Origin of the sequence: Massilia agri (genome assembly GCF_024753255.1) — a bacterium.
GTDB classification, from domain to species: Bacteria; Pseudomonadota; Gammaproteobacteria; order Burkholderiales; family Burkholderiaceae_D; genus Telluria; species Telluria agri.
The window spans coordinates 240,194-253,018 of the sequence record NZ_JANUHA010000005.1; the positions used below are offsets into that span (position 1 = coordinate 240,194).

The following is a 12,825-nucleotide window of genomic DNA, read 5'->3' on the forward strand; positions in this document are numbered from 1 at the left end:
GTTCGCTTTACTGTCCTGGTGGTCCGAGCGCGCTGCGCAGCCGCTCGAAGTCGATCGGTTTGGTGAGATGATGGTCGAAGCCGGCATCGAAGGCCAGCTGCCGGTCCTTCTCCTGCCCCCAGCCGGTGGCCGCGATCAGGCGCATGCTGCGGCCATGTTCCGTGGCCCGCAGGCGCCGCGCCAGTTCGTAGCCGTTCAGGTCCGGCAGGCCGATGTCGAGCAGGGCGACTTCCGGCGCGAATTCCCGGGCGACGGCAAGGGCCGCATGGGCGCTGTGGGCGGCGCGCACTTCGCAGCCGAACAGCTCGAGGGCCATCAGGAGCATCTCTGCCGCGTCGGCATTGTCGTCGACTACCAGGATGCGGGCCGGCGCCGGTGCCGTACTCTCAGCCTTCGCAGCAAGCTGCACTGCGTGCGCCAGCGGCAGGCGCACCGTGAAGCAGCTCCCCTTGTTTTCTCCCTCGCTGGCGGCCCCGATGGTCCCGCCATGCAGTTCGACGATGCCCTTCACCAGCGACAGCCCGATCCCAAGCCCGCCGCGCGAACGTTCCAGCGCGGGCTCCAGCTGCGAGAACATGTCGAACACCGTCCCCAGCGCATGCGCGGGCAGGCCGATGCCGTTGTCGCGCACGGCCAGCACCGCCGCGCCGTCTTCCACGCCCAGGACCAGCGCGATGCGCCCGCCGTCCGGCGTGTACTTGGCCGCATTCGTGAGCAGGTTGACCACCACCTGGTTGATCCGGGTCGGGTCGGCGTCGACCGTCACCGGGTGCGCGGGCAGGTCGACGTCCAGCCGGTGGCGCGCATGCTCCATCAGGCCGGCCGTATCGCACACGGCGGCGCGCACCAGGGCCGTCAGGTCGACCGGTTCGCGCCGCAGCTCCATCTTGTCCTGGGTGATGCGCGAGACTTCCATCAGGTCGTCGACCAGGTGGGTCAGGTGGTGCAGCTGGCGGTCGAATACGGACAGCAGGCGTGCGTCGGGCGCGGCGCCGTCGCGCTTGAGCTTGAGCACTTCGAGCGCGCTGCGCATCGGCGCCAGCGGATTGCGCAGCTCGTGCGAGAGCGTGGCGAGGAATTCGTCCTTGCGCCGGTCGGCCGCAAACAGCTCGGCGTTCAGGGCCTGCAGCCGGCGCTCGGCGCAGAGTTTCGCTTCCAGCGCTTCCTCGGCCGCCTTGCGCGCATTGCGCAGCTCGCGTTCGTAGGACTGGCGTTCGGAAGCCATGAACAGCGCCCATTCGTCGCGCACCTGGCCGGCAAGCTCGCGGCGCACGATGTTGACCAGCATCGGCAGCCGGCTGCCGTCGCGGTGGCGCAGGTCGATCTGCAGCTCGCCCACCGAGCCGCGCACCTGCAGCAGCGGCTGGCAGTGGGTGTGGTGGAACAGGCGGGCGCCGACCGTCATGAGGTCCTGGATGCGCACGATGCCGGCCAGCTCGCGCCCCGTGAAACCGAGCCAGCGGCAGGCGGTGGCGTTGGCGCGCAGCAGCAGGCCGTCGGTGTCGCTGAGCAGCAGGCCGCACGGCGCCTCGTCGTAGAAGGTATCGGCGGGTGGGAACGCGCCGTCCATGGTTCAGTCCAGGGTCGAGGCCAGGAAGGCGTCGATGGCGCGCGAGCTGGCGGTGGGGGCGCTCATGTGCGGGCAGTGGCCGATGTTGTCGATCACGTGCAGCCTGCTGTCCGGCAGGTGCCGGTGCAGGTAGTCGCCGGCGCTCATGGGGGCGATCAGGTCGTCGCTGCATTGCAGGATCAGGGCCGGCGTGACGGACCGCGGCACGTCGGGGCGGTGGTCGGACAGGAAGGTCACGCGCGCGAAATGCTTGGCGATGTCGGGGTCGTTGCGGCAGAAGCTTTCGGTCAGCTCTTCGCGCAGGCTGGGGCGCTCGGGGGCGCCCATGATGGCCGGCGCCAGGCTGCTCGACCAGCCGAGGTAGTTGGCGTCCATGGTCTCGAGCAGCTCGTCGATGTCCTCGCGCTCGAAGCCGCCGGTGTAGGGGTGGACGGGGTCGGTCCTGTCATTGATGTAGCAGGCCGAAGGCGCCACCATGACCTGGGCCACGAAGCGGCGCGGGTCCTTGATGGTGGCCAGCATGCCGATCATGCTGCTCACCGAGTGGCCGACCAGGATCACGGGGCCGGTGGCAAAGGCGTCGACGATTTCCAGCAGGTCGTCGGCGTAGCCGTGCAGGGTGGCGTAGCGCGTGCGGTCGTAGGCGGAGAGGTCGGAGCGGCCGCTGCCGGTCAGGTCGTAGGTGATGACGCGAAAGCGGTCCTGGTAGGCGGGCGCCATGAAGCGCCACATGGTCTGGTCGCAGCCGAAGCCGTGGGAGAACACCATGGTGGCGCCGCCCGTGCCGCTGACGTGTACGCTGTTCCGGACTTGCACGTTCATCTGCTCCCTGGTAGGTGGTCGAAAGTGCAAGCACGGGCCATCCCGCCTGCGGCGAGTATGCGCTACAAATATTGCAAGCGCAATAACTTTTTAGTCGTGGTCCTCGTCCGTTTCCTCGCGCTCGCCGCGCGGATAGACCTTCACCAGCAGGATGCGCGGCCCGTTCATCTTCTTGACCACGATGTCGAACTGCGGGAAGCCGATGCGCTGGCCCTGCTTGGGGATGTCGCCCAGCTTCGCCATCAGGAGGCCGCCGACCGATTCGACGTCGTCCAGGCCCATCTCTTCGTTGTCGATGTCGATGCCGAGCAGGCGTTCGAGCGAGAAGATCGGCAGGCTGGCCTTGCCGATATACGTGCCGTCGGCCTGGGCCAGCCAGTCGTTCTCGTTCAAGCGGAACTCGTCGCGGATCTCGCCGACCATCGCGCCCAGCAGGTTGTCGAGCGTGATGAAGCCGACCGGGCGCTTGCCCTTTTCGCCGATGAGGGCGAAGTGCGGGGCGCCGCTGCGGAAGCGCCGGAAGATGTCCTGGGCCGGGGTGCGCGCCGAGATCGTTTCCACCGGGCGCAGGTGCTGGGTGAGATCGGTGATGGTGCGGCCGGCCTGCTGGGCGAAGAACAGGTCCTTCAGGTGGATCACGCCCAGCACCTCTTCGCCTTCCTCGTCGAAGTAGGGGTAGCGCGAGAAGCGGTTGCGGCGCACGGTTTCCATATTCTCTTCCAGCGTGCGGCTGGCGTAGAGGGCGCTCACCTCGTTGATCGGGCGCATCAGGTCGGACACGGCCAGCTGGCTGAAGTCGAGCGACTGGGCGAGGATGTTGCGCTCGGCGTTCGAAAACTTGTCGCCCGGCGTGCTGGTGCGCAGGATCAGCTTCAGCTCTTCGGTCGAGTAATGGGTTTCATGGCTGCCGCTGCCGGCCAGGCCGGCGATGCGCAGCACCATGTTGGCGCTGGCGTTGAGCAACCAGATCGCGGGGTACATCGCCCAGTAGAAGGCGTAGAGCGGGATCGCGGTCCACAGCGCCACCACCTCGGGGATGCGGATCGCCAGCGACTTCGGCGCCAGCTCGCCGACCACGATGTGCAGGAAGGAGATGACCGAGAAGGCGACCACGAAGGAGACGCCGTGGATCAGCTCGGGCGAGGTCACGCCGAGCAGGGCGAACACAGGTTCGAGCAGGCTGGCGAAAGCCGGTTCGCCGACCCAGCCCAGGCCGAGGGAGGCGAGGGTGATGCCGAGCTGGCAGGCGGAGAGGTAGGCGTCGAGCTGGTCGTGGACCTTGCCCAGGATGCGGCCGCGCACCCCGGCCGTCTTGGCGATGGCGCGCACGCGGGTCTTGCGGAGGGTGACGATACTGAATTCAGCGGCAACGTAGAAGCCGTTCAGCGCCACCAGGAAGAGGGCGAGAACGACAAATAAAAAGTTTTCCATATAAAGGGTTGAGTTAACAAGAGGCAAAGCCGGCATCCATTGTACAGCCCGGCCGCCACCTAGGTTCCGAGGACACCCTGGTGGACGGCCGAGAGGATGGCCTCGACGGCCGGATGCTTGATCTTGCGTTCGTTCGACACCGCGTAGAAATGCTCGCGCACCTGCGGCACGCGCCCTACCAGCAGGGCGCCGAACTGCTCCTCGAGGTCGTGGACCAGGGCGGACGGCGCGAAGAACAGGCCCAGTCCGCGCCGGCCGAAGGTGTTGAGCAGGGCGTTGTCCTCGAACTCGCCGACCACGTCGGGACGCACGCCCTGCAGCTCGAACCATTCGTCGATCTTGCCGCGCAAGGCATTATTGCGCGTCGGCAGCAGGAAGGGCGCGCCATTCAGCGAGCGCGGGAAGTCCGCGCCCCAGTCCTTCACCAGCGGAGGCGCGCCGACCACGATGGTCTCGCTGTCGGCGAGCAGGTGGCTGAACACGCGCAGGGTGGTGCCTGAGCGCACCGCACGGTCGGTCAGCACCACGTCCAGTTTGTGCAGGGCCAGGTCGGCCAGCAGCTCGTCGAACTCGCCCTCATAGCAGACCAGGCGCACCGGGCGCGGCAGCTGCGTGGCGATCTCCAGCAGGCGATAAGCGGTAAGCTTGGGCAGGGAATCGGAAATCCCGACCGTCAGGCGGGTGCGGGCGCTGTCGGCTTCCGCCAGCGCTTCCTGCATCTGCTCTCCCAAAAGGAAGATCTGGTCGGCATAGGACAAGGCAAGGCGCCCGGCCTCGGTTAAAGTCAGGCGCCGGCCCTGCTGCGTGAACAGGACCTTGCCCATGGCCTGCTCGAGCTGGGCAAGCTGGGTGCTGACGGTCTGGATCGCCAGGTGCAGGCGTTCGGCGGCGCGGGTGATGCTGCCTTCCTTGGCGACGACCCAGAAATAGTAAAGGTGGCGGAAATTTGGAGGGCTGTGGTTCATTTCTTCTGTTTTTATGAAGTAACTCTTCGAATATCTTCGCTTTTTCAATATTAGCCGAGACTCTACACTGCGTCTGTCGTTTCAACAACAACGATTCGAATCGCTTAACGTCAAAGAAACTCAACAAGGGGAAAACGAAACATGAAGCACTTTACGTGGTCATTCATCGTGACCGCCGTCTGCATGGCACTTGCAGGCTGGTGGGGATACGACCATGGCGGCGTCGCCGGCATGGTGACGGCGCTTGGCGTCACGGCCATCCTGTCGGTGATGGAAGTTTCACTGTCTTTCGACAACGCGGTGGTCAACGCCTCGGTATTGAAAGGCTGGAACGAGTTCTGGCTCAAGTTGTTCCTGGGCCTGGGCATGATCATCGCCGTGTTCGGCATGCGCCTGGTATTTCCGCTGGTGATCGTCGCCGTCGCGGCCGACCTCGGCATGATGGAGGTGTGGAACCTGGCGCTCTCCAATCCGAAGGAATTCTCTTCGCACCTGACCAACCACCACGCGGAAGTGGCGGCCTTCGGCGGCATGTTCCTGCTGCTGGTCTTCCTGAACTTCCTGCTGGATGACGAGAAGGAAGTGCACTGGCTGGGCAACGTCGAGAAGAAGCTCGGCTCGCTGGGCAAGGTGTCCTCGATCTCGGTGCTGGTGTCGCTGGGCGCGCTGATGTTCGCGACCAGCTATGTGCCGGACGCGCAGCGGATGATCGTGCTGGTCGCCGGCCTGTGGGGCATCCTGGTCTACATCGGCGTCGACATGATCTCCAGCCTGCTCGAAAAGAGCGAGTCGGACGAGAACAGCGGCGTCGGCGACATGGTCAAGAAGGGCGGTATCGGCGGCTTCCTGTACCTGGAAGTGCTGGATGCGTCGTTCAGCTTCGACGGCGTGATCGGCGCCTTTGCGATCACCACCGACGTCGTGATCATCATGCTGGGCCTGGCGATCGGCGCGATGTTCGTGCGTTCGATGACGGTCTACCTGGTGCGCCAGGGCACGCTCGACGAGTTCGTCTACCTGGAGCACGGCGCGCACTATGCGATCGGCATCCTGGCCGTGATCATGCTGCTGAGTATGCACATGCACGTGCCCGAGCTGATCACCGGCGGCGTCGGCGTGGCCTTCATCCTGGCCTCGCTGTGGAGCTCGATCCAGCACAAGAAGAAGCACGCGGCAGTCGAAGCGTAATCGGTTGATGGCGGGTGGCAACCCGCCTGCAAGAACCGCACGTGGAGCGGCAGAACACCAGCTCCGCATGCGTATTACCCCGGTGTTCAAGCAGTACCTACTTTAGGAGAGTCACAATCATGGCAATCAGTCTGCAAAAAGGCGGCAACGTCAATCTGTCGAAGGAAGCTCCGGGCCTCGTCAACCTGAAGGTCGGCCTGGGTTGGGATACCCGCGCCACCGACGGCGCGGCGTTCGACCTCGACGGCGCGGTGTTCCTGCTGAATTCGTCGGGCAAGGTGCGTTCGGATAGCGACTTCATCTTCTATAACAACCTGAAGTCCAGCGACGGCTCGGTGGTCCACTCGGGCGACAACACCACCGGCGCCGGCGAAGGCGACGACGAAACCGTCTCGATCGACCTGTCGAAGGTCCCGGCGGACGTCGACAAGGTCGTGCTGGCCGTGACCATCCACGACGCGGAAGCGCGCCGCCAGAACTTCGGCATGGTGGGCAAGGCCTTCATCCGCTGCGTCAACGCCGCCAACAGCAGCGAGATCGCGCGCTACGACCTGTCGGAAGACAGCTCCACCGAAGCGGCAATGATCTTCGGCGAGGTGTATCGTAACGGCGCCGACTGGAAATTCCGCGCCATCGGCCAGGGCTTCAACGGCGGCCTCGGCCCCCTGGCCCGCAACTACGGCGTCAACGTTTAAACAATAGCCCGCGGTCCCGCACACAGGGTGCGGGCCGCACCAGAAAGGAAGCCCAATGCCAGTATTTACCGTGACCGGGGACGTCGATCCCTTCCTGCATGTCTCGATGCGGCGCGGCGAAACCATCTATTGCGAATCGGATGCGATGGTGATGATGGAATCGACGCTCGACCTGAAGGGCAAGATGAAGGGGGGCCTCGGCAGCGCGCTGATGCGCACCTTCGCCAACGGCGAGTCGTTCTTCCAGCAGCACATCGAGGCGACCCGCGGCGACGGCGACTGCCTGCTGTCGCCGACCCTGCCGGGTGCGATGCAGACCATCGACTGCGGCCCGAACCAGTACATCATCAGCGACGGCGCTTTCGTGGCCGCGACCTCGGGCGTGGACCTGAAGGTCCGCACCCAGAGCCTGGGCAATGCGCTGTTCGCCCAGAGCGGCGGCTTCTTCGTCACCGAGACGACGGGCAGCGGCCAGGTGGTGGTGTCGGGCTTCGGTTCGATGTCGATGCTGGACGTCGAGCCGGGCAAGGACGCGATCATCGACAACTCGCACGTGGTGTGCTGGGACAGCCAGCTGCGCTACGAGATCTCGGTCACGACCGGCCAGAACAGCGGCTTCCTGGGCAACCTGATCAACAGCCAGACCAGCGGCGAGGGCATGGTGCTCCGCTTCTCGGGCAAAGGCAAAGTCTACGTATGTTCGCGCAACCGGATGGCATTCAAGGCCTGGATGCAGGCCCCGGCGCGCTAAAAAGGAGAAATTTTATGTCAGTTAATCTGCAGAAGGGCCAGAAGATCTCGCTCGACAAGGAAGCCGGCGGCGGCCTGTCGAAAGTGACCATGGGCCTGGGCTGGGACGTGGCCAAGTCGAAGGGCTTCTTCGGCTTCGGCGGCGGCGCCGGCCAGCCGGTCGACCTCGACGCTTCGGTCGTGATGTTCGACGAATCGAACCGTCCGGTCGACGTGGTGTGGTTCCGCCAGCTCAAGAGCAAGGACGGCAGCATCACCCACACCGGCGACAACCGCACCGGCGCGGGCGACGGCGACGACGAGCAGATCTCGGTCGAGCTGTCGCGCGTTCCCGCCAACGTGAAGTCGCTGGTGTTCACCGTGAACAGCTTCACCGGCCAGAACTTCTCGACCGTGGAAAACGCCTACTGCCGCCTGATCAATGCGGGCAACAACCAGGAAGTGGCGCGCTTCAACCTGTCGGTGCAGGGCTCGCACACGGCTCAGATCATGGCCAAGCTGTACCGCCACAACGGCGAGTGGAAGATGCATGCGATCGGCGAGAACGGCTCGGGCCGTACCTTCGACGACCTGATGCCGCTGATCACGCCGCATCTGTAATTTCGGCTTTCGGTCGAATGGAAAGAGCCGGGCTTGCCCGGCTCTTTGCTTTTGTAGGGTGGGCAAGTTCCTTGCCCACGCGTTCAAGGAAAGAACGTGTCGCCACAGTGCATCCGGGAGTTGAACGCGTGGGCGGAATCCGCCCACCCTACGAAATCAGGGGCAGCGAGACGGTGAAGGTGCAGCCGGAGCCAGCCCCCTCGCTGTGCGCCTTGACCTCGCCCCCATGCAGCGCCACCAGAGTGCGCACCAGCGCCAGCCCGATACCCAGGCCGCCCTGGGAACGGTCGGGCGTGCGCTCGGCCTGGGTGAACAGGTCGAACACATGGGGCAGCAGGGCGGCGTCGATGCCGATGCCGCTGTCGACGATGCAGAACTGCACCCGCCCGCCGTCGCGCGTGACGCGCAGGATGATGACGCCGCCACGGGGCGTGTACTTGGCGGCATTGTTGAGCAGGTTCGTCAGGACCTGGACCAGGCGCGTGGCATCGCCGTCCACCCTGGCGTCCTGGATGAACATCTCGACCGAGAACAGGTGCTCGCGCTCCGCGAGCAGGGGCCGCGCCTGTTCGACGGCGCTGTCCACCAGCGCCTGCACCGCGACGATGCCGCGCTCGAGCTTGATCAGGCCGCGCGTCACCCGCGAGACGTCCAGCAGGTCGTTGACGAGGGAGGTCATGTGCTTCACCTGGCGGCCGATCACCTCGCTCGACCGGCGGACATGCTCGGTGTTCGTCGAGATCCTGAGCACGTCGGCGGCGGCGGAAATCGGCGCCAGCGGATTGCGCAGCTCATGCGCCAGCATGGCGAGGAACTCGTCCTTGCGCCGGTCCTGCTCGCGCAGCGAGTCGTAGAGCCGGGCGTTTTCGAAACCGTTGGTGGCGATCGCTCCCAACTGCACCAGGATGGCTTCGTCCTCCTCGAGGAAGCCGCCCGGCTTGTCCCAGGCTTCCAGCACGCCGATCTGGCGCCCCTTGCGGCTGACCAGGGGGACCGACAGCCATTCCGCATCCGGAGAAACGCCCGCGGGCGGCGGCGCTTCCGCGCCGAGCGATACCCGGACGTGCTCCACGCCGATGATCGCGCGCACCTCGCGCTCGAGCGCATCCCGGATCTCGGCGGCCGAGAGCAGGGTATGCAGCGTGCGCGCGGCGCTCGCCACCTTGGTCAGCAGGGCCGCCTGGCGCTGTTCGCGATCGAGGCGTTCCGCCAGTTCGGCCTGGGCCATGACGATGTCGTGGATGTCGCGGTTGGCGCCGATCCACTCGCGCACTTCGCCTGCGGCGTCGAGGATGGGAATCCCCTTGACCGCCGTCCAGCGGTACTCGCCGTCGGCACGGCGCAGGCGGTACTCGGTTTCGTACACCCTGCGGTCGGCAACGGCCTGCAGGTAGATGGCGCGGGTGCGTTCGCGATCCTCCGGATGCACGGCGTCGAGCCAGCCGTAATCGCAGAAGGCGCCGGCATCCTGGCCGGTGAAGGCCTGCCAGGAGGGCGAGGGCTCGCACACGCGGCCGTCGGGCGCGCTGGTCCAGATCACCTGCGTCGTCGCCATCACGAGGGAGCGGAAGCGTTCTTCGCGCGCGCGCAGGGCGGCTTCCGCCTCGACCCGCTCGCTGATGTCCTCGTGCATCAGCATGACTTCGACGATGCGGCCCCCGGCATCCTTGATCGGATGGGCCCGCGCGGTGACCCAGCGCGCCCGTTGGGAAACGCCGAGGGCGGCCACATCGTAGCGGATGGCGGGGATCTGCACCGACTCGCCGGCCATGGCGCGCCGCAGGTAGTCATTGATGCCATGCTCGACCAGTTGGGGGTCGTTCAGCACGTTGTAGTCGCGGCTCAATACCAGCCGGTACAGCTCGCCGCCCTCGTGGATGTGCCACAGCGCCTGCCAGGCCCGGTTGACACGCAGCGTGTAGCCGTCCGGGCTCAGGATCTGGATGCTGACCGGCGCCTGTTCGAACAGTTCGCGGAAGCGCAGCTCGGAGCTTGCATGCGGTGCAGTCGCGATATCGATGGGCGGGGCGTCGGGGCTGGGCGGACTGTGTTGCTGTGTCATGGATGTGGGGGAGGGCGCAGGCGGAGCCTGCGTGCAGCCGCATGATGTCACAAAACTAAACTTGCTGCTCTGCCATAAGTGCTGCTCAAGCATGTCGCATGGAATTGCGCGAAAGCATTGACGACAGCGTCCGCTCCGTATACTGTATTACTCAATTAATACACGCATATACACCAGACCAGGCAATGCCAACCCACACCGCCCAGCTGTTTTCCATCGTGACCGGCTCACCCGACCCGATCTATCGCCAGCTGGTCGACCAGGTGAAGCGCTTCGTCGCCGGCGGCCAGCTCGCGGCCGGCGACGAGCTGCCCTCGGTACGCGAGGTCGCTTCGATGCTTGCCGTCAATCCGATGACTGTCTCCAAGGCCTACAGCCTGCTGGAGACGGAAGGCGTGCTCGCCCGCCGCCGCGGCCTGGGCATGGTGGTGGCCGAGCGGCCGCGCACCACGCAAAGCCTCGCCGAGCGCGCCGAACTGCTGCGCCCCACATTGGCGCGCGCGGCCCGCGAGGCGCGCGAGCTCGAACTGGACCATGCAACCGTCCTCGCACTTTTCACTCACATCCTGAAGGAAGCACCGTGACTGCACCCATCATCCAGATGCGCGACGTCGCCAAATACTTTGGCAGCGCCATCGTCCTGTCCAGCCTCGACTGGGAGGTCCGCCAGGGCCAGGTCATCGGCCTGCTGGGCCGCAATGGCGCCGGCAAGTCGACGCTCATGGAATGCCTGCTCGGCCTGCGCGAAGTGGACGCCGGCAGCGTGCGCCTGTTCGGCGAGGACGTGGCCGCGCTGTCGGACACCACCCGCGCCCGCATCGGCTACGTGCCGCAGAAGTCGAACCTGTTCGAATGGATGACGCCGCTGCAGCTGCTCGACTACTTCAAGGCCATGTACCCGCGCTGGAACCAGGTCAAGGTCGACGCGCTGCTCGAGCGCTGGGGCTTCGATGCGCTGCTGCTGAACAAGCCAATCGGGCGCCTGTCCGGCGGCGAGCAGCAGCGCCTGTCGATCATCCGCGCGCTGGCCCACAATCCGGAACTGCTGGTGCTGGACGAGCCTGTGTCCGCCCTGGATCCGGCCGGCCGCCGCGCTTTTCTCGCCGAGCTGGTGGACGGCGTGATCGAGCGCGGCACCACGGTGGTGTTCTCGACCCACATCCTGACCGACCTCGAACGGGTGGCGCTCGACGTGGCCTTCCTGAAGGAGGGGCGGCTTGCCCTGCAGGGACCATTGGACGAGCTGCTGGAAGGGGCGCGCAACACCGTGAACGGCCGCCGCGCGGAGCCGGTCAGCCTGGAAGACCTGTTCATCGAGGTGACGCAATGAACAGCCGCCTGCGGGACTACCGCCTGTTGTGGCGCGCCGCCATATCCCATGGCAATCCCTTCGGCTCGGTGATCGTCCGCTTCGGCCTCCCCGTCCTGGTGCTGGTTGCCCTGGTGGCGCAGTGGGCGACCCACGGCGCGGCAAAGGCCCTGATCTGGGCATGGATCGTGGTGTGGCTCGCCCTGCTGGCGACGTGGGCCTACCGCTTCGTGCCGGGAGCGGTGCAACTCGCCGCGCCGGATCATGCGAAGCTGGTGCCGCGTGCGCGCGGGCGCCTGGTCGAGATGTTCTGCCTTATCTGGTTCGCCGGAGTCGTGGGCGTCGTCCTGCCGTCGTATGCCGACGGCGGATACGAGCTGATGCTGTTCTGGTGCGTCGGCCTGACCTTGGGAAGCGCGTTGTCCGCAGCGGGACACCAGGCCGGCACGCCGGTCCTGCTGGCCGCGTTCGGTATAGCGATCTATGGCGATTCGCTGCCGCCCGACGTGAGCGCCGCGCTGTCCGAGCCTGGTGTCCAGGCCCTGGTCCTGCTGCTGTCCCTCGGCCTGGCCGTGCTCGTCGCCCGACTGGTGTTCCCGGAGGCGGGCGAGCGCCACTGGCGCATGGTCGCCCGGCGCGCAAGGATGGCGGACCTGGCCGTCAACCCGGGCATGCGGGTCGACAAAGCCCTTGGCCCGAGAAGCCGGCGCTGGTATGCGGCCATGCTGCGCCGGGACAATGCCCGCCGCGATTCGCGCAGCCTGCTGCTGCACGCCCTGGGCAACACCCATCACGTGGACGATCTGGCGATGGGCCTAGGGGTGCTGTCCGCAGTGGTGTTCGCGCTCGGGACCTTCATCGGCTGGCGCGTCGGCGCCGAGGTCGTCCTCGGGATCGGCTGGCTGTTCGCGTGCAGCCTGCTGGCGGTGCCCTTTGCCATCAGCCTGCGCATGTCCCAACTGGTAGCGCTACGCGCCGGCGAGCAGGCTCTGGTGCGGCTGGCGCCGGCCATGCCGTCCACGGCGCCCGACTTCAACCGGCATTTCGCGCTGGCTCTGCTACGCCATGGATTCACGGGCTGGGCACTTGCCACAGCCGCCGCCTTGCTCGTCGGCGTACTTGCCGGCACAACGCGCGACAGTCTGGTGAGCCTTGCCTGCGTCTGCTGTCTGATGCTGCCGATGGTGGCGGCGCCGCTGCGCGACTACGCGAAGCGCGGCTCGGCCTCGGCAATGCTGCCGATCGTCCTGCTGCTCGCATCGATGGGCGTGAGCGTGATCCTGGGCTTCTCCGCCAGTCCGGTGTTCGGCTCGCCGGTGCTACCGGTCGCCGCGCTGGTAAGCCTCGTCTTCGCAAGCATCGCCATCCGCCACGGCCTACGCGTGATGGAACGCGCACCTGTCGCCTTCCCGGCAGGCCGGATGGATTGAACC

12 protein-coding genes are annotated in these 12,825 nt (G+C 66.1%); 7 read left to right on the forward strand and 5 right to left on the reverse strand.

The window, feature by feature from the left end; translation table 11 throughout:
* Positions 1-7: 7 nt before the first annotated feature.
* The 4 genes from NX780_RS09790 to nhaR form a co-directional block, all read right to left on the reverse strand.
* A complete protein-coding gene (locus NX780_RS09790) occupies positions 8-1,570 on the reverse strand; it encodes a hybrid sensor histidine kinase/response regulator (protein WP_258827676.1) in 1,563 nt (520 codons plus the stop codon).
* A gap of 3 nt (positions 1,571-1,573) precedes the next feature.
* Positions 1,574-2,392: an alpha/beta fold hydrolase gene (locus NX780_RS09795; RefSeq protein WP_258827677.1), complete on the reverse strand. Its 819-nt coding sequence runs from the start codon at positions 2,390-2,392 to the stop codon at positions 1,574-1,576.
* Between the two features lie 90 nt (positions 2,393-2,482).
* Positions 2,483-3,823 (reverse strand): hemolysin family protein, encoded by a 1,341-nt coding sequence (locus NX780_RS09800; protein WP_258827678.1) that lies wholly within the window; start codon positions 3,821-3,823, stop codon positions 2,483-2,485.
* Positions 3,824-3,882: 59 nt separating this feature from the next.
* Positions 3,883-4,788 carry a transcriptional activator NhaR gene (gene nhaR, locus NX780_RS09805; protein WP_258827679.1) on the reverse strand — a complete coding sequence of 302 codons (906 nt, stop codon included), beginning with the start codon at positions 4,786-4,788 and terminating at the stop codon, positions 3,883-3,885.
* A gap of 141 nt (positions 4,789-4,929) precedes the next feature.
* Here nhaR and NX780_RS09810 point away from each other — a divergent pair, with 141 nt between their 5' ends.
* From NX780_RS09810 to NX780_RS09825, 4 genes are all read left to right on the forward strand, one after another.
* Positions 4,930-5,976 (forward strand): DUF475 domain-containing protein, encoded by a 1,047-nt coding sequence (locus NX780_RS09810; RefSeq protein ID WP_258827680.1) that lies wholly within the window; start codon positions 4,930-4,932, stop codon positions 5,974-5,976.
* Positions 5,977-6,095: 119 nt separating this feature from the next.
* A complete protein-coding gene (locus NX780_RS09815; protein ID WP_258827681.1) occupies positions 6,096-6,671 on the forward strand; it encodes a TerD family protein in 576 nt (191 codons plus the stop codon).
* Between the two features lie 55 nt (positions 6,672-6,726).
* The gene (locus NX780_RS09820) at positions 6,727-7,422 is read left to right on the forward strand and encodes a TIGR00266 family protein (protein WP_258827682.1); all 696 of its coding nucleotides are present in this window, start codon (positions 6,727-6,729) and stop codon (positions 7,420-7,422) included.
* 14 nt (positions 7,423-7,436) lie between these two features.
* Positions 7,437-8,021 carry a TerD family protein gene (locus NX780_RS09825; RefSeq protein ID WP_258827683.1) on the forward strand — a complete coding sequence of 195 codons (585 nt, stop codon included), beginning with the start codon at positions 7,437-7,439 and terminating at the stop codon, positions 8,019-8,021.
* A 148-nt stretch (positions 8,022-8,169) separates the two neighbouring features.
* On the opposite strand, the gene NX780_RS09830 is transcribed toward NX780_RS09825, so the two are convergent.
* The gene (locus tag NX780_RS09830; protein ID WP_258827684.1) at positions 8,170-10,083 is read right to left on the reverse strand and encodes a sensor histidine kinase; all 1,914 of its coding nucleotides are present in this window, start codon (positions 10,081-10,083) and stop codon (positions 8,170-8,172) included.
* Between the two features lie 185 nt (positions 10,084-10,268).
* On the opposite strand from NX780_RS09830, the gene NX780_RS09835 reads away from it, so the two are divergent.
* The 3 genes from NX780_RS09835 to NX780_RS09845 are packed head-to-tail and all read left to right on the forward strand — an operon-like array spanning position 10,269 to position 12,822.
* A complete protein-coding gene (locus NX780_RS09835) occupies positions 10,269-10,667 on the forward strand; it encodes a GntR family transcriptional regulator (protein WP_258827685.1) in 399 nt (132 codons plus the stop codon).
* Positions 10,664-11,413 carry an ABC transporter ATP-binding protein gene (locus NX780_RS09840; protein ID WP_258827686.1) on the forward strand — a complete coding sequence of 250 codons (750 nt, stop codon included), beginning with the start codon at positions 10,664-10,666 and terminating at the stop codon, positions 11,411-11,413. The genes NX780_RS09835 and NX780_RS09840 overlap by 4 nt, the downstream gene beginning before the upstream one ends.
* On the forward strand, positions 11,410-12,822 hold the full coding sequence (locus NX780_RS09845) for a hypothetical protein (RefSeq protein ID WP_258827687.1): 1,413 nt from the start codon (positions 11,410-11,412) through the stop codon (positions 12,820-12,822). The genes NX780_RS09840 and NX780_RS09845 overlap by 4 nt, the downstream gene beginning before the upstream one ends.
* Positions 12,823-12,825: the final 3 nt, after the last annotated feature.